Source organism: Tardiphaga sp. (genome assembly GCF_041424195.1).
Lineage (GTDB): Bacteria > Pseudomonadota > Alphaproteobacteria > Rhizobiales > Xanthobacteraceae > Tardiphaga.
Map to the genome: position 1 here is coordinate 1 of NZ_JBGMOE010000175.1, position 15,591 is coordinate 15,591.

The window sequence follows — 15,591 nt, forward strand, 5'->3', positions numbered from 1 at the left end:
GCAAACTCAGGTCAAACCATCTTGCACTTTGGGCGGCAACCACAGAAGATATACGTTTACGGCTGATCCAGTCGAACCACGCTGGCTGCGATCGTCCCGTTTGGGATCGAGTTTCGGGAATGCCGGACGCTTCCTAAAATCCGTCTCTATTGCAGAAGTGAGAAAGTGAAGCCCTCAAGCCTAGGTGTCAGAACCGTTCGAGGCTGTTGAAAAAGGGTGCGTGATCGGCGGCAAGGGCCGTTTGGGATGTTGGCCATGTTGCGAGAGCAGGCTGTCCGCTCAGACTGGCGCTGCCCGATTGCTCAGCAGCTGGAGGTTGTAGGCTGCGGCTGCCATGGTGAACTCCTCGGCGGCACCGGCGAGGCCTCGAAGCTTGAGAGATCTGAGCTTCAGGTTGCGTTTGAGGTGCCCAAATACGCGCTCGATGCGCTTTCGTCTCTGTCTCGCACGCGCATATTCTTCGGTTCCGGCGAGTGCGCGCACGTGGTCGCGCGCGTCCTCATTGACCAGCCGAGCAATGGCGCGCTGCCTGGCCGTGGTACATTGCTGCTTGAGTAGGCACCCGGAGCAATCGGCCGCGCGGCTGCGGTATCGACGAACCTGACTGGAGGGTACCGTACCACGGTAAGTGAGAGATTTGTCAGCCGGGCAGCGGTAGGCGTCGGCGTCAGGGTCGTAAGTAAACGCGTCGCGGGTGAAGAAGCCGTCCCGCTGGCGGGTGCGATCGATCACCGGGATGTACGGAGTAATGCTTTGCTTTACCAGCCAACCGAGCAGCGGGCCGCTGCCGTATGCCTTGTCCGCGGCGAGGCTTGAGGGCTGGATCCCGAGCTTGGCCTGAGCACGCGACAATAACGTCCGCGTGGCGGTCACCTCAGCGGAGAAACGCGCCGGTGTTGCCTCCACGTCGAGGATGCAATCGGTGTCGAGGTCGAGCAGCGGATTGATGGCATAGGCATAGCGTGCCGGGCCGTGTTTGCATGAAAGCGCCGCCTGCGGATCGGTTGGCGAGACGTACATGGGTTCGACGGGTGCTGGCTCATCGGGGTTGACTGGCAGCGCGGCGTCGAGAGCAGCGAGATACTCGGCAACAGGACGTGACACTGCATCGCCTGCACGCAGATCATCAGGTGCGGTTGCCCCCTTCAGCTTCTTCTCATGGCTGGCATCGGCCATGATCGTGCTGCCATCTACAGCCAGTTCGCGGCCTGCCACCAATCCAGCCGCGGCACAGCGGCTCACCACCTGTTCAAACAGCAGACGGTACAGGTCGCACTGACGAAAGCGGCCATGGCGGTTTTTGGAAAAGGTCGAATGGTCGGGCACCCGGTCAGGCAGATCGAGCCGGCAGAACCAGCGATAGGCCAGATTGAGATGCACCTCCTCGCACAGACGGCGTTCTGAGCGGATGCCGAACAAGTAGCCGACGAGCAGCATCCTGAGCATCAGCTCCGGATCAACCGAGGGGCGTCCAGTTGAACTGTAGCTGGCCGCCAGCGCTTCCCGAACGAAGCCGAAGTCGAGCAGCCCATCAATGCGCCGAAGCAGGTGGTCCGCAGGCACGTGCTCGTCGAGCCGGAAGCTGTAAAATAGCGCGCCTTGCGCCACCTGCTGACCCATCATGCCTGTGATACCCTGCTGCCTATGCCGCAGTGAATCACCACTTCCACCCTGTCGCAAGCGCGAGTTTTTCAACAGTCTCGTTCGGTTGTGACACTTAAAACATTACCGGCTTCGGTGCGGATAGAGCTATGGGATGGCAGGCCCAAACCGATTTAGAGGCACCTTGAGAAACGCCGTGCCGCAAGCCTCCGCGTCGGGCAACCGGCCTCCCCGGATGTTGACCTGAAGTGCGGCAAGCATCAGGTCGGGAAGCGGCAGCGAAGCGTCGCGCTTCTCGCGGGTCGCCACGAACTCCGCCTCGTCGATGCCATCGCGCACATGGATGTTGTCACGCCGCTGATCGGCGACGGTCGAGCGGCCGATTACGTCGCGACCGTCCTTGCCATAGTCATGCCCGACATAGGTCGCGGTTTCGGGTGAGAGGTCGAGGATTGCGCGGATCGAACGCCAAAGTTCATGCGCGTCACCGCCGGGGAAATCCGCCCGGCTCGTGCCACTGTCGGGCACCATCAGCGTATCGTGAACAAACGCCGCGTCACCCACGACATAGGTAATCGAGGCGAGCGTGTGGCCGGGCGACGGCATGACGTGCGCGTCGAGCGAACCAATCCTGAACCGTTCGCCATCGGCGAACAGCCGATCCCACTGGCTGCCATCGACGGGCAGGTCGGGCAGGCAGTAGATATCCTGCCAGAGCTTCTGCACTTCCACGACCTTGGCGCCGATCGCGGTTTTGCCACCCGTCTTTTCAGCAAGGTACGGAGCAGCGGAGAAGTGATCGGCGTGGGGATGGGTATCGAGTACCCATTCCACTGTAAGACGCTTCGCGCGGACATATTCGAGGATCATATCGGCATTGTCGGTTGCGGTCGCACCGGCACGGGGATCGAAGTCGAGGACTGGATCGATGATCGCGGCGGCCTTCGTGGCTTCGTCGACCACGACATACTGGAAGCTGCCGGTGCGCTCGTCATGGAGCGACGCAATCGTCATGCCTTTGTGATTATACTCGATCATGTTTCGTATCCTCTCGCATCGTCAGCTTTCTTCCCGGGCACGCGCGAACAGCCGTTCAAAGTCGCTGGTATCGATCGCGCCCATCACCAGCATGCGTCCGGCAAGATAACCCGGGGTGCCGGCCAGTCCGATCGAATAGGCTTCCTGTCCGTTCGCCCGCAGGCGTGCCGCGACAGCGTCCGCGTGGGCGGCAAGCCAGGTCGTCGTGCGCAGCCAATCGCCGCCAGCGCGCATCACGACGTCCCGTAGCATGTCGTCGTCGATCGTGCGGCTGTCCGTCATCAACGCACGGTGGACGGCCGGGTAAACTCCCTGTTCGGCGCACGCGAGCGCCACGCTTGCGGCACGTTCGGATGGCGGACCGAAGATGGGCCAGTCCTTGTAGATGATCTGCACCTTGCCGTCGCGTTGTACAGCCTCTTCCAAGGCGGGAAATCCATGACGGCAGGCTGGGCAACGATAGTCGGTGAACACGGCAAGCCGAAGCGTAGCATCGGCAGGTCCGTCCTCGGGCGAGCCGTTACCGGCAAGGATCAGGTCAGCGGTCGGCCCGACGTCGCGCCCGATCGGGGCGGTATGCCGCAGCACCTGTCCGACTGCCCAACCACCCACGACCACCGCGCCCAAGCCGGCAAGCTGTCTCCGATTGAGCGGCCCAGGCATGATCAGCGCGCCGCAGATTTTTTGCGCGCTTCGGCGACGAGACGACGCAACGTCGGGAGATCGACAGCACCGGCGACGACCTGCGAGCCGACGATCAGCGCCGGCGTCCCGTTGAAACCGATCGCTTGGGCGATGCCATCGGTGCGCGTGAGCAGCGCGTCGATTTCGGCGCCGCGCGATTTCAGATCCCGTTGCAGACGGGGCCAGTCGACCCTGGCTTTGGCAGCCGCTGCCTTGACGCCCGCGCTGTCGAGCCGCGCCGGCGAGGTCATCAGCGCCTCGTGAAAGGCGGCATGCCTGCCCTGCCATTGGCTCGCGACGGCTGCGCGCGACGCCTCACGTGAAGCAGGTCCGAAGATCGGCCAATCCCGGTACACGACCCGTACCCTCGGGTCAGAGCGAAGCAGGGCGTTCAGCACCGGCTCCATGCGACGGCAATAGGGGCAGTTGTAGTCGAAGAACTCGACCACCGTGACGTCATAGGTCTTGCCGGCGCGCTTGGGTGCCACGGGATCGTCGACGACGGCCTTGCGCGACAGATCGGGCTGCTGCGCGATAACCGGGGAGATCGGCGCGGCGAAGGCAAGCGCAGCCAGGAGGCCCCGCGACAACAGGTTGCGACGGTTCATCGGTGTTTCCTTGCTAATTCGATTCCATCGACGAGGGCGGCGCGTGACAATTCACCGAGCTGGAGCTGTACGATTGTGCCGTCGCCCGCGACGAAGGCCGTTGCGGGATACCCCGCCACCTTCAGGGCTTGGGAAAGGCCACGATCGGTGTCGAGCGCGACATGGCGCGCTCCGATATTTTCACGGCCGAGAAAACCGCTGACGATCGCTTGCGCCTCGCCCTGATCGGCAAGAAGGATCGGGACCTCGCCAGGGCGCGATGCAACCGCATCGAGCATCGGCAGCTCACGCCGGCACGGGCCGCACCATGTCGCCCACAGGTTGACTACGAACGGCTGGCCACGGAAACGATCGAGTGGAAGCGGCGCGCCGGACAGGGTCGTCAGGTTGAGATGATAGGGGAACGGGCCGTAGGTCACGGGAGGGATCAGCGCCTGAAGCAAGAACCAGAGGCCACCCGCAACAGCCAACGCTCCCCAGCCTGCCGCCAGCGCGCTTGAGCGACCAAGCCGGATCGCCAGCATCGCCGCTGCGCCGAGAAGCCCTGCAAGGGGGGAAAAGCCGCCCTGCCACATGGCAAGGATGGACAGCGGAGCGTCGACGTAGCTCGACCAATGCGCTGCAACGTAACCGATCCGCGCCGTAACCAGTCCAGCGACGATGGCGCTGGTGGAGACCGTCGACACGCGAGGGATGTGAAGCCGACCGGCCAGCGTCGTTAGACCAAGGAACACGACGATACACAGCACGGCAAGCCCGCGATCGACGGCCAGCATCAGCGGCCCGATGGTAATCGCACCCCCCATCAAAGAAACGCGGCCGCGCTTTTCCAGAGCATGTAGGTCGCCACCACGAAGATCAGGACGGCGAAGACCGTGGTGAGCGTGCCGCCCGAGCCGAGGCGCTTCGCGATGCGCGTGCCGATCAGGCCGCCGACAACCCCACCGGCGATGAACACGAAAGCGAGCGGCCAGTCTACCAGACCGGAAAACGCGTAGTTGGCGGCCGTCGTCAGCCCGAACGCGGTGACGGCGATCAAGGACGTGCCGACAGCGTTCAAAATCGGCATGCCCGTCGACCCGATCAGGCCGGGGACGATCAGAAAGCCCCCGCCGATGCCGAAGAAGCCCGAGAACAGACCGGTGCCAAGGCCGTAGCCCAGCACCTTCGGCGCCTTTTCCCGGTTGCACTCCGCCCCCGGGCTGCCCGTGTCACCGCGCCCGCGCAGCATCAGGACGCCGACGACGACCATGACCAGCGCGAACAGGAACAGGAGCTTGCCGCCATCGACGGCCTTGCCCGCGGTGGAGCCGAACAGGGCGCCGATGACGCCGGCGGTCGCATACATGCCGCCACAGCGCCATTTGACGTTATGCGCCTTGGCATGACCGATCAGGCCGGTTGCAGCGTTAGCGGCCACCGCGAACGCGCTCGTGCCGATGGCGAGGTGGGCGTTGGGCACGCGCACCAGATAGACCATGAGCGGCACGGCGAGGATCGAGCCGCCCCCGCCGACAAGCCCGAGGGTAAAGCCCACCAGGCTGCCGGACAGCGCGCCCAACAGATACTGGAGCGGTTCGAGGGTCATGCCGCTTTGCCGATCTCATGCGGGGCCGCCATCCACTCATGGCCTTTCAGCATGGCCTGCCAATAGATCGGGGGCAGCATCCGCTCCTTCAGGAACCAGGCAGCTCGCGTCGGGCGCGTGCCGTTCAGGAGCCACGACGGAAAGCTGGGTAGCAGTTTCCCACCATAGCCGAACTCGGCGAGGACGATCTTGCCACGCTCGACCGTGAGCGGGCACGATCCATAGCCGTCATAGTCGACAATAGGTGGCTTGCCATCGAGTGCGGCGAGCGCGTTGACCGCCACCACGGGTGCCTGCTTGCGGGCTGCCGCAGCCGTCTTCGCATTACTGGTGCCAGCGGCATCACCCAGGCCGAAAACATTGTCGTACCGCTTATGGCGCAGCGTCGCTTCATCGACCTCGACGAAGCCGTTTGCCGCCGCGAGCGGACTTTTGGCGACGACATCATGCGAAACCTGAGGCGGCACGACATGGAGCATGTCGAACTCGCGTTCGACCCGCTCGCTGACGCCGTCCCGCTTGCGCTCGAAGGTGGCAATACGCCGATCGGCGTCGACCGCGACGAGGTTGGATTCGAGCCTAAGGTCGATCCCATACTTCTCGACATATTCCATCAGCGCAGGGACGTAGGTCGCGACGCCGAATAGCGCCGCACCGGCGTTGTGAAATTCGACGTCGATCGCGGGGAGCACACCGTGATCGCGCCAGATGTCGCAGGACAGGTACATCGCCTTTTGAGGCGCGCCGGCGCACTTGATCGGCATCGGCGGTTGCGAGAACAGCGCGCGTCCCCGCTGCAATTCCTGGACAAGCCGGTAGGTGTAAGGTGCCAGATCGTAGCGGTAATTGGACGTGACGCCGTTGCGGCCCAACGCCTCGGGAAGCCCCGCGATCTTATCCCACGCCAAACGCAGGCCGGGAGCGACGATCAGGACACGGTAGGCGATCGTATCCCCGTCTCCCAGGGTGATCGCCTGACGCTCGGGGTCGATGGTGATCGCAGGCAGCCGGATCCATTCAACGCCCTTGGGCATGACATCGGCTTCGGCCTTGCGGGTCTGCTCGGACGTGAAGACGCCCGCCCCGACCATCGTCCAACCCGGCTGATAATAATGGTCCCGGGCCGCATCGACGACAGCGATTGACACCTTGGCGTTGCGCTTCAGGATGCTGGCGGCTGTTGCGATGCCCGCGGCTCCGCCTCCGATGATGACGATGTCGTAGGTCATTTGCCGGCCCCTTCGGAACGACGGGCCAGCGCCGGCTTCAGATCGGCGAGATCGTACCCGGCTGCCTTGGCCTGACCGATGATCGTTTCTGGATCGGCATGATCCGCCTCCGCCAATGCCCAAAGGGTAGCCGCCCGCATGCCGCTTCGGCAGAAGCCGAGCGTCGGTCCCGGCAGCGCAGTCAGCGCTTCCTTCATCCGGTCCGCATCGGCATCGGTCGCCTTGCCCGGCACGATCGGGACATGGGCGAACGCAAGGCCGTGTTCTTCGGCGATCCGGGCCATCTCGTGTGCGCTCGGCTGTCCCTGCTCCTCGCCATCGAGCCGGCTCGAAACGATCGAGCGAAACCCCGCCTGTGCGGCGGCAGCGACATCATCCCGGGTGAGCTGGGGAGCAGCCGAGAAGGACGGTGTGATCTTCTTGAAGGCCATGTGACGTCTCCTGTCCGGTCATGCCGAACGGCGTGGGATGAGTGCGAAGCGGTGGATGGCTGCGCCGAGCGCCATCGCAGCGATGAAGAGCAGCGCGGGGGCAGGCTGGATCGCGAGTGCGGCGATGGCGGGGCCTGGGCACAAGCCGACAAGGCCCCAGCCTATGCCGAACAAGGCGGCGCCAGCGATGAGGCGCGCGTCGATCGGCGACGTGGCGGGCGTATAGAACTGCTCCGCGACGATCGGCGTGGAGCGCGCACGCACGACGAGCCAGGCTATCGCCATCGGCAGGATCGCTCCCGCCATGACGAAGGCGAGGGTCGGATCCCAGGCTCCGGTGACGTCGAGAAACGCACGTACCCGGGCAGGATCGATCATGCCGGAAACGGCGAGGCCAGCGCCGAACAGCGTGCCGCTGACAAGCGAAAGGATGCCTTGCCGCATCACGCTACCACTCCCGCCAGGCGCATGAGGGTCACGGTGGCGATACCGGTCGCCATGAACGTACCCGTCGCGACGATAGACCGCGGCGACAGGCGCGACAGGCCGCAGACGCCGTGACCGCTGGTGCACCCTGCGCCGAGCCGCGTACCGATCCCGACGATCAGCCCGGCGACGGCGATCAGCCCGAGCGACGTCGGGAAGCGGGCTTCCACATCCCGATTGGCCGCAACAAGGGCTGCACCCAGGGGCAGCCCCACTGTAAACAGGAGTGCCATCATCCAGGGCGCGCCTCCTTGGGAAAGGCCGAGGACACGGGCGAACATGCCACTGACCCCGGCGATGCGGCCGTTGCCCAGTAACATGATCGCCGCAGCGACACCGATCATCAGCCCACCGATAAAGCCGGCGAGCGGCATGGCATGGGGAAATCCGGGCATCACAGCGCATCCAGTGGGATCTTGAGGTAGCGGGTGCCGTTGGCTTCCGGCTCCGGCAGATGGCCGCCGCGCATATTCACCTGAACTGAGGGCAGGATGAGCTTGGGCATCGACAGGGTGGCATCGCGACGGGTGCGCATCGCGACGAAGTCGTCTTCGTCCACGCCTTCGTGGACATGGACGTTGCCGACGCGCTGCGCGCCCACGGTCGTCTCCCAGACATACTGGTCGCGACCCGCAGCCTTGTAGTCGTGACACAGGAACAGCCGCGTCTCGTCAGGCAACTGCATCAGTCGGCGGATCGAGCGGAATAGCTGGCGCGCATCACCACCGGGGAAGTCCGCGCGTGCTGTGCCGTAATCCGGCATGAAAAGGGTATCGCCGGTGAAGACCGCGTCGCCGATGACATAGGCCATGTCGGCGGGGGTGTGCCCCGGCACATGCAGCGCGATGGCCTCGATGTCGCCGATCGCGAAACGATCGCCATCGTCGAACAGGCGGTCGAACTCGGAGCCGTCGCGTTCGAAGTCGGTGCCGGCGTTGAAAATCTTGCCGAAGACGTTCTGTACGCGAATGATCTCGCGGCCGATCGCGAGCTGACCACCCAGCGCCTTCTGCAGATAGGGCGCCGCAGACAGGTGATCGGCATGAGCATGGGTCTCAAGCAGCCAGTCGACCGAAAGGCCGTGCTCCCGCACATAAGCGATTACCACATCCGCCGACGCCGTCTTGGTGCGACCGGCCGCAGCGTCAAAATCCAGCACACTGTCGACGACCGCGGCCTTCCGCGTGGCAGGGTCCCAGACGACGTAGGTCGCGGTGTTGGTCGGCTCATCAAAGAAGGAATGAACGACCGGCGCTCCTGCCGCCTTCGCACGTTCAATCTGCGCAACTGCCTCGCTCAACGCCGATTCCACAATTGCCTCCGTTTATCGATTTCACGGTTTATGTAGTCGTGTAACCCACTTGCGTCAACGGGCGCCCCGTGCCATCTGAAAAACATGGAAACGATGGATGCAGACGCACCGCGCTCGTTGCGTATCGGGGACGTTGCCCCGAATTTTACCGCCCGCACGACGCAGGGCGAAATGACGCTCGATCAGTATCGTGGTCGCTGGGTCGTGTTCTTCTCGCACCCGGCTGATTTTACGCCGGTCTGCACCAGCGAGTTTGTAGCCCTGACCAAGGCCGCACCGCAATTCGAGGAGCTGGACTGCGCCTTGCTCGGGCTGTCGGTCGACAGCCTGTATTCGCATGTCGCCTGGTTGCGTGCGATCAAGGATGTCTTCGGCGTAGAGGTGCCGTTTCCGGTCGTGGAAGATCCGTCGATGGCCGTGGGTTACGCCTATGGCATGCTCGACGAACAGGCCGGCGATGCTTCAGCCGTGCGTGCGACCTACTTCATCGATCCCGAGGGCATTATCCGTGCGCTCAACTGGTATCCCATGAACGTCGGGCGATCGGTCGACGAGATGCTCCGCACGGTGAGGGCGCTGCAGCGATCGGCCGATGGGCAAGCCTACATGCCGGCCGATTGGCAGCCGGGTGACGATGTTCTGCTGCCGCCTGCCCTGCCGGGCAACGCCGGTGCAGACTGGTTTCATCAGTTGAAGGCCGATCGATGACGGCGATCCATCAATCCCGCGCGATCGCGGACACGGCGGTTGAGAAGCTGCGGGTGTTCGCTCAGCCCCAGCGTCTCATGATCCTGTCCTATCTGCTCGGCGGTGAGCGTCAGGTTGCGGACATAGAGGCTGCTACCGGCGTGACCCAACCGGCCCTCAGCCAGCAGCTTGCCGAGCTGCGCCGCGCCGAGCTGGTGAAGACGAGACGTGAAGCCAAGCAGGTCTACTACCGTCTTGCCGATGAGGCCGCTGCACTGTGCGTGCGCACGCTGGAAGCGATGTTCGGCGCCGACGATACAGCCGTGGAGGAAGCAGCGCCCGCTCCCCGTCCGGCGCGAGCGCGCGGGGCGTCGGTTACAGCGCGGCCGCAAAACATGGGCGCGGCCATGTTTGCAAGGGTCGGATAATCATTCCGGTTGTGGAAGGAAAATGAGATGCGGTTTCCCATTATCGCAGTTGCCGGATGCCTTGCCGTCATGAGCAGTGCCGGGTCAGCAGGCGTCGCCGCTCAGCAACCCGTGATTGCCGGATATGGCAAGATCACGCCGATCGAAGGCGCCTTGGAGCGGCCGGATCGCTCCCTGCGCTATCGCGTACTGTTCAGCGTGACGAAGGCGGCGTCATCTCCCGACAAGGTCAATCCTTCGCTGGAGAAGGTCGCACGCTTCCTGAACCTGCTCGGGACGGACGGCGTGCGGCCAACACAGGGAGATGTGGTCGTGATCGTCCACGGCCCGGCGACGCCGATTATTTCCGAAGATGGGGAATATGCGACAAAAACCGGTGCTGCGAAGAATCCCAATCTTGCCCTGATAGCGGCGCTGAAACGAGCAGGCGTGTCCGTTCGGGTGTGCAGCCAGGCTTTAGTCGGGAATGGGATCGCTCCGGTTACGGTCGATAAGGCTGTCGAAGTCGACGTCTCGGCTCTCACCACAATGGCGACGTTGCAGATACGTGGTTGGGCGCTGATCCCTGACTGATCGTACCGAACTACTTCCTGTTTTATCATTCCAGTCCGTAACTCGGCCAGTGTCACAACCGTCCGAGACCGTTGAAAAAGGCCTGCGCGAAATCGGCGTGGCGGATGGCTGGTGACGCCGGCACGGTAGGATACGCCGCGTATCAGGCCGGCGCAGCCTGCCGGGCGAGCAGTTGAAGGTTGTATGCCGCGGCGGCCATGGTGAACTCCTCGGCGGCTCCTGACAGGCCTCGCAGCTTGAGCGTTCGTAGCCCCAGGTTGCGTTTCAGGTGGCCGAACACGCGCTCGATCCGCTGTCTTCGACGCCGTGCGTGCACATAGGCGTCGGTGCCGGCAAGGGCGCGCACGGTATCTCGGGCTTCCTCGCTGACGAGCCGGGTAACACCTCGCTTCGGACCGATGGTGCATTGCGGCTTTAGCTCGCAGGCGGCGCAATCGGCTGGCCGGCTTCGGTAGACACGCACCTGCTTGGTCCGGTTGGTGCCGCAATAGCTGAGGAGCTTGTCCGCCGGACAGCAGTAGGCATCTGCTTCCCGGTCGTAGCGGAAGGCATCCCGGGTGAAGAAGGCGTCCCGCTGGCGGGTCCGGTCTATGACCGGGATGTATGGCGTAATGTTCCGGTCGATCAGCCAGCCGAGCAGCGGACCGCTACCATACGCCTTATCGGCCGAGAGACTGGCGGGTTCGATGCCCAGCCTGATGCCGGCGCGTGACACCAGCGTCCGGGTCGCCGCCACCTCGGCTGCGAAGCGGGCGGGCGTGGCCTCCACGTCGAGGATGCAGTCGGTGTCGAGGTCAAGCAGGGGGTTGATGGCGTATGCGTATCGCGCCGGTCCGTGCTTGCAGGTGAGCGCCGCCTGCGGGTCGGTCGGCGATATGCTGGTCGGATCGACGGGCGCCGGTTCGTCGGGGCCCGGCGGCAACGCGGCATCGAGCGCCGCCAGGTATTCGGCGACGGGTCGCGATATGCTTTCCCTGCCACGAAGCTCGTCTGCGGCGTCGGCCCCCTTCAGCTTCTTCTCGCGGCTGGCGTCGGCCATGATCGTGCTGCCGTCCACCGCCAAGTCGCGCCCCGTTACTAGCCCGGCCGCGGCGCACCGCGCGACTACCTGCTCGAATAGCAGACGATGTAGGTCGCAGGTGCGGAAGCGGCCGTGCCGGTTCTTGGAGAAGGTGGAATGGTCGGGCACTCGGTCGCCCAGATCGAGCCGGCAGAACCAACGATAGGCGAGGTTGAGGTGCACCTCCTCGCACAGGCGGCGTTCCGAGCGGATGCCGAACAGATAGCCAACCAGCAGCATCCTGAGCATCAGCTCCGGGTCGATCGAGGGTCGCCCACTCGCGCTGTAGCTCGACGCCAGTGCCTCGCGCACGAAGCCGAAGTCCAACACGCCGTCGATGCGTCGGAGCAGGTGGTCGACCGGCACATGCTCATCGAGCCGGAAACCATAGAACAGCGCCCCCTGCGCCACCTGCCGACCCATCATGTCCGTGATCCCCCTACCGCCTTGCAGGAGTGAATCACGCCCTCGTCACCGTCGCAAGCAGCCGTTTTTCAACAGCCTCGTCCGGTTGTGACACCACCTCAACCGGCCCCCTTTCCGGCCGGTTCACAGGTGTCAAAACCCCGGATCATAATCATCGGCGAAACAGGCAGATTTTATAGTCGTGAAAGCGGCCCGCACGGCTTTCCCAAAAACGAAGGTCGGGTGAGATCGCGGAGGGGCAGGGACTGTATCCAAAGGCGGGCGCGGTGCAATTCCCGGAATCCGTTCCCGAAACTGTTTTCCCTAAATGGCTGGATTGAGATGGAGTTACGGGACTGCTTTAGCCATCCGTTTCGACCGACGTCGCAGCTTTGAGGAGCCGGCGATCGCGAGCAATTTTGGCGAGCAGGGTGCGACTGCATCCAGTCGCGTCCATGATCTCCCGCCAGCTGCGGCCATCGCTCAGCAGGGAGGAGATAGCAGCGTTGCGCGTCTTGTTCGCAGGGCGGCCCTTGTAAAGGCCGGCGGCCTTGGCCTTAGCCGTCCCTTCAGCCTGACGACGACGGCGATCCTCATAGTCCTTGCGCGCTACCGCGGCGAGGACATCGAGCATCATCGCGTTGACCGCGGCGAACATGCGGCCGGTGAACTCGTCGGCCGGCGCCGTCAGGGTCCACGATGTCGGCAGGTCGAGCGCAACGATGCGGACGTGCTTGGCATCGATCAGGCCACGTAGACGGATCCAGTCCGGGGAGGTGAGGCGGGACAGCCGGTCGACCTGCTCCACTAACAGAACGTCGCCGGGTTCGCAGTCGTTGAGCAAGCGGAACAGCTCAGGCCGATGCAGCTTGGCACCGCTTTCGTTTTCAACGTAGCGCGCTGCGATCCGCAGTCCTTGCTCAACCGCAAAGGCGTCGAGGACGCTGCGGGCGCGTGATGCATCCTGTTCGGACGTAGATGCGCGGAGGTAGGCCCGAATAAACATGGTGCGGTCTTCGATACGTGGTGCTTGTTTGTCCAGTCTTTTTAAAGTGGGAAAAGCACCATTAAGGCACCAGTTTAGGGGCGGTCTTCAAAAGGCATGCCTAAGAACGACCAGACGGTTCGCCAGACTTGTATCAGGTGCGGGGCAGGGGCTTTCCCGAACGCGAGGCAGTCCTAGTGCCAACCGTCCGTTTCAGCGAAAGGAACTACCGTCGTCGAAAGCACGAAGTTAGCGACGCTGATCGAGGCAGAAGTAGGCTGCGGCTAGCGGATGTGCTCGAGCTTCAGGCTCTTGACCTTCACCTTCTTCCACTCGCGATCTGCAGTGAGAGCAGGGACGCCGAGCTGGAGCGCCAGTGCAAGGCAGGATCGGTCACCAAGACCACGGCCAAATTGGCGCGTTTGTTCGTGCAAAGCGGCAGCGGCGTAGGCTGCGTCGACATTATGGGCACGAACATCTAGCCGTAGTTCGTCGAGCAGTTCGCGGATGAGGGGTTCGTCAAGGCCGCTGACAAGCAGCTCTTTGATAACCTCCTGAAGATTGACTGCCGATATAGCTGCACGTCCGATGTGGGTAGCGACCTTATTGGCGCCGGGTTCGTCTCGAACCAACGCGAGCACGGCAGATGCATCGAGAACTGCGGACGTCATTGTGCGCCTCGCTCATCTCCACCCGATGCAACCTCACCGTGCTCAATGGCGGCTTCGACCCTCCGGTCGTCCAAGAAGTCTTCGGTCGTGCGCCCATGTTTGGCATGCTCGCGATACAGCGCTTGTGCCCGCGATACGCCATGGCCGATTGGCGACAGGCGGACCTGATCGTCCTCGACCGTTAGGATGACCTTGGCATCACCGTGCAACCCCATAGCCTTTCGAACTGATGCCGGAAGCACCATGCGACCATTGCTCGCCACTTTGATATCTATGGTCTGTGTAGCCACTGCCATTTCCTCGCCGATCGATCACAGGTCGAACTATGGCATGTGAAGAGAAATGGCACAATGGGCCTAAGCGGTAAAGGCTGTGAACGGACGCGATCGAGCTTCTGTCAACTTATGGAGATTGTCGGCCGGGAGCTTCAACGATGATGCTGTATCATGCCCATGGCACATCGATGACACCTATCGGGTCTTCGCGGCCGGCCTCACAAACGATCGATTTTGATGCGCCACCATGTGAGAATGTCTAGCAGGGGTCACAGGCGTATCAAAACGCATTCTCGATTGGTCGGGCGCGTGTTAGGCACGCGAGATGAGTTTTGAGAACATTCCATGCTGATCGGCTACGCCAGGGTCTCGACGCCGGAACAGGACCTGACGCCTCAGCTCGATGCACTGCGCGAGGCAGGTTGCGAGCGGACATTCAGTGAAAAGGCCAGCGGCGCCAAGGCGAACCGCATCGGATTGGCCGATGCTCTCTCCCACGCACGTAGCGGGGACGTGCTCGTCGTTTGGAAGCTAGACCGCCTAGGCCGAACGATGAAGGGGTTGGTCGACTTGGCCGCTGATCTAGCTGAGCGTGGTATCGGGTTTCGATCGCTAACCGACGGGATCGATACCGCTGGCACTGCCGGCAAGCTCGTCTTCCACATCATGGCCGCAATGGCAGAAATGGAACGCGACCTTAATCGCGAACGCACCACGGCTGCCTTAGTGGTGGCACGGCGTGAGGGTAGGGTAGGCGGTCGAAAGACGGTAATGACGCCCAAGCGGCTAGAAGCAGCGCGCAAACTTTTGGCTTCCGGAATGACCATTCGCGAGATTGCGCCGAGCATCGGCGTTTCTGTTCCGACCCTCTATCGCCATTTGCCCGCACCGGAGCAGGCAGCGATCAGCGCGGAACGGACTGACGCATAGCACTGCCATCGTCTCTTCTGACGTGGGGTGATGACGCCCTAAACCTATGCAATTCCATGAACAGGTCGGTTGCGTCGAAACCGTCCGTTTTGACACCTGCGCTCAAGGTGACTTAGGACGGAGACAGCGCTTCAAGAATACCACACTCGGCAACCGTTCCGTGCCCGCATTTCTCAATGATTTGGGCCAACTCGTGATCAAGCGCTGACAGGTCGGCGATCTTGCGCTCAATTGCCTTACGGTGCTCACGGGCGATTGTCTCGACTGCGGTACATGACCAATCGCGATGGTCGGCTAAGCCAAGTAGCTCCCGGACCCGATCAAGGCTGAACCCAAGGCCCCGTGAGCGGCGAATGAATGACAACCGGCGAAGGGTCTCCTTGTCATAGGTTCGGAAGTTGCCTTCGGTTCGCGCGGGCAGAGGCAGCAATCCGATCTCTTCGTAATAGCGAATCGTCTGCACCTTCGTGCCAGTCGCGTTGGCGAGGTCACCGATTTTTAGAGCCATGGCCCTTGACCCTACAGTTACTGGAGGGTGCATATGCGACGAGGACGAGAATTTGTCGAGAAGCTAAGCGGTGAGTCGCATTGGCAGAACG

At 63.0% G+C, this 15,591-nt stretch carries 19 protein-coding genes and 1 pseudogene; 4 read left to right on the plus strand and 16 right to left on the minus strand.

Going from position 1 to position 15,591, the window contains the following annotated elements; genetic code table 11:
• Window positions 1–279: 279 nt before the first annotated feature.
• The 11 genes and pseudogenes from ACEK02_RS23735 to ACEK02_RS23785 form a co-directional block, all read right to left on the minus strand.
• Window positions 280–1,623 (minus strand): IS1182 family transposase, encoded by a 1,344-nt coding sequence (locus tag ACEK02_RS23735; protein ID WP_137788025.1) that lies wholly within the window; start codon window positions 1,621–1,623, stop codon window positions 280–282.
• 126 nt (window positions 1,624–1,749) lie between these two features.
• Window positions 1,750–2,610: pseudogene (locus ACEK02_RS23740) on the minus strand (MBL fold metallo-hydrolase); the annotation flags it as partial.
• A 51-nt stretch (window positions 2,611–2,661) separates the two neighbouring features.
• Window positions 2,662–3,258 carry a DsbA family protein gene (locus ACEK02_RS23745; RefSeq protein WP_234036267.1) on the minus strand — a complete coding sequence of 199 codons (597 nt, stop codon included), beginning with the start codon at window positions 3,256–3,258 and terminating at the stop codon, window positions 2,662–2,664.
• 47 nt (window positions 3,259–3,305) lie between these two features.
• Window positions 3,306–3,932: a DsbA family protein gene (locus ACEK02_RS23750; RefSeq protein WP_371423994.1), complete on the minus strand. Its 627-nt coding sequence runs from the start codon at window positions 3,930–3,932 to the stop codon at window positions 3,306–3,308.
• Window positions 3,929–4,738, minus strand: coding sequence for a TlpA family protein disulfide reductase (locus tag ACEK02_RS23755; RefSeq protein WP_066706253.1), 810 nt, complete (start codon window positions 4,736–4,738; stop codon window positions 3,929–3,931). Before ACEK02_RS23755 ends, ACEK02_RS23750 begins: the two co-directional genes overlap by 4 nt.
• On the minus strand, window positions 4,738–5,520 hold the full coding sequence (locus tag ACEK02_RS23760; protein ID WP_066706250.1) for a sulfite exporter TauE/SafE family protein: 783 nt from the start codon (window positions 5,518–5,520) through the stop codon (window positions 4,738–4,740). Before ACEK02_RS23760 ends, ACEK02_RS23755 begins: the two co-directional genes overlap by 1 nt.
• A complete protein-coding gene (locus tag ACEK02_RS23765; RefSeq protein WP_066706247.1) occupies window positions 5,517–6,749 on the minus strand; it encodes an FAD/NAD(P)-binding oxidoreductase in 1,233 nt (410 codons plus the stop codon). Before ACEK02_RS23765 ends, ACEK02_RS23760 begins: the two co-directional genes overlap by 4 nt.
• Entirely contained in the window at window positions 6,746–7,180 is a 435-nt protein-coding gene (locus ACEK02_RS23770; protein ID WP_066706245.1) for a TIGR01244 family sulfur transferase, read from the minus strand. The genes ACEK02_RS23765 and ACEK02_RS23770 overlap by 4 nt, the downstream gene beginning before the upstream one ends.
• Before the next feature lie 18 nt (window positions 7,181–7,198).
• Window positions 7,199–7,624: a DUF6691 family protein gene (locus tag ACEK02_RS23775; RefSeq protein ID WP_145206851.1), complete on the minus strand. Its 426-nt coding sequence runs from the start codon at window positions 7,622–7,624 to the stop codon at window positions 7,199–7,201.
• A complete protein-coding gene (locus ACEK02_RS23780; protein ID WP_174525784.1) occupies window positions 7,624–8,061 on the minus strand; it encodes a YeeE/YedE family protein in 438 nt (145 codons plus the stop codon). Before ACEK02_RS23780 ends, ACEK02_RS23775 begins: the two co-directional genes overlap by 1 nt.
• On the minus strand, window positions 8,061–8,966 hold the full coding sequence (locus tag ACEK02_RS23785; protein ID WP_371423995.1) for an MBL fold metallo-hydrolase: 906 nt from the start codon (window positions 8,964–8,966) through the stop codon (window positions 8,061–8,063). Before ACEK02_RS23785 ends, ACEK02_RS23780 begins: the two co-directional genes overlap by 1 nt.
• A gap of 105 nt (window positions 8,967–9,071) precedes the next feature.
• Here ACEK02_RS23785 and ACEK02_RS23790 point away from each other — a divergent pair, with 105 nt between their 5' ends.
• From ACEK02_RS23790 to ACEK02_RS23800, 3 genes are read left to right on the plus strand one after another with little or no spacing between them, the layout of a single operon-like run.
• The gene (locus ACEK02_RS23790) at window positions 9,072–9,686 is read left to right on the plus strand and encodes a peroxiredoxin (RefSeq protein WP_371423996.1); all 615 of its coding nucleotides are present in this window, start codon (window positions 9,072–9,074) and stop codon (window positions 9,684–9,686) included.
• Window positions 9,683–10,093 carry a metalloregulator ArsR/SmtB family transcription factor gene (locus tag ACEK02_RS23795; RefSeq protein WP_066706233.1) on the plus strand — a complete coding sequence of 137 codons (411 nt, stop codon included), beginning with the start codon at window positions 9,683–9,685 and terminating at the stop codon, window positions 10,091–10,093. The genes ACEK02_RS23790 and ACEK02_RS23795 overlap by 4 nt, the downstream gene beginning before the upstream one ends.
• Window positions 10,094–10,120: 27 nt before the next feature.
• Window positions 10,121–10,666 (plus strand): DsrE family protein, encoded by a 546-nt coding sequence (locus ACEK02_RS23800; protein WP_371423997.1) that lies wholly within the window; start codon window positions 10,121–10,123, stop codon window positions 10,664–10,666.
• A 142-nt stretch (window positions 10,667–10,808) separates the two neighbouring features.
• On the opposite strand, the gene ACEK02_RS23805 is transcribed toward ACEK02_RS23800, so the two are convergent.
• The 4 genes from ACEK02_RS23805 to ACEK02_RS23820 form a co-directional block, all read right to left on the minus strand.
• A complete protein-coding gene (locus tag ACEK02_RS23805; RefSeq protein WP_371423998.1) occupies window positions 10,809–12,152 on the minus strand; it encodes an IS1182 family transposase in 1,344 nt (447 codons plus the stop codon).
• A gap of 340 nt (window positions 12,153–12,492) precedes the next feature.
• Window positions 12,493–13,137: a recombinase family protein gene (locus ACEK02_RS23810; protein ID WP_066708884.1), complete on the minus strand. Its 645-nt coding sequence runs from the start codon at window positions 13,135–13,137 to the stop codon at window positions 12,493–12,495.
• 263 nt (window positions 13,138–13,400) lie between these two features.
• The gene (locus ACEK02_RS23815; protein WP_056025177.1) at window positions 13,401–13,787 is read right to left on the minus strand and encodes a type II toxin-antitoxin system VapC family toxin; all 387 of its coding nucleotides are present in this window, start codon (window positions 13,785–13,787) and stop codon (window positions 13,401–13,403) included.
• Entirely contained in the window at window positions 13,784–14,077 is a 294-nt protein-coding gene (locus tag ACEK02_RS23820; protein WP_192125833.1) for an AbrB/MazE/SpoVT family DNA-binding domain-containing protein, read from the minus strand. Before ACEK02_RS23820 ends, ACEK02_RS23815 begins: the two co-directional genes overlap by 4 nt.
• A 330-nt stretch (window positions 14,078–14,407) precedes the next feature.
• On the opposite strand from ACEK02_RS23820, the gene ACEK02_RS23825 reads away from it, so the two are divergent.
• Complete coding sequence (locus ACEK02_RS23825; RefSeq protein WP_371423999.1) at window positions 14,408–14,992, plus strand: recombinase family protein; 585 nt, start codon at window positions 14,408–14,410, stop codon at window positions 14,990–14,992.
• A 112-nt stretch (window positions 14,993–15,104) separates the two neighbouring features.
• Here the strand turns inward: ACEK02_RS23825 and ACEK02_RS23830 are convergent, their stop codons facing one another.
• Complete coding sequence (locus tag ACEK02_RS23830; RefSeq protein WP_371424000.1) at window positions 15,105–15,500, minus strand: helix-turn-helix domain-containing protein; 396 nt, start codon at window positions 15,498–15,500, stop codon at window positions 15,105–15,107.
• Window positions 15,501–15,591: the final 91 nt, after the last annotated feature.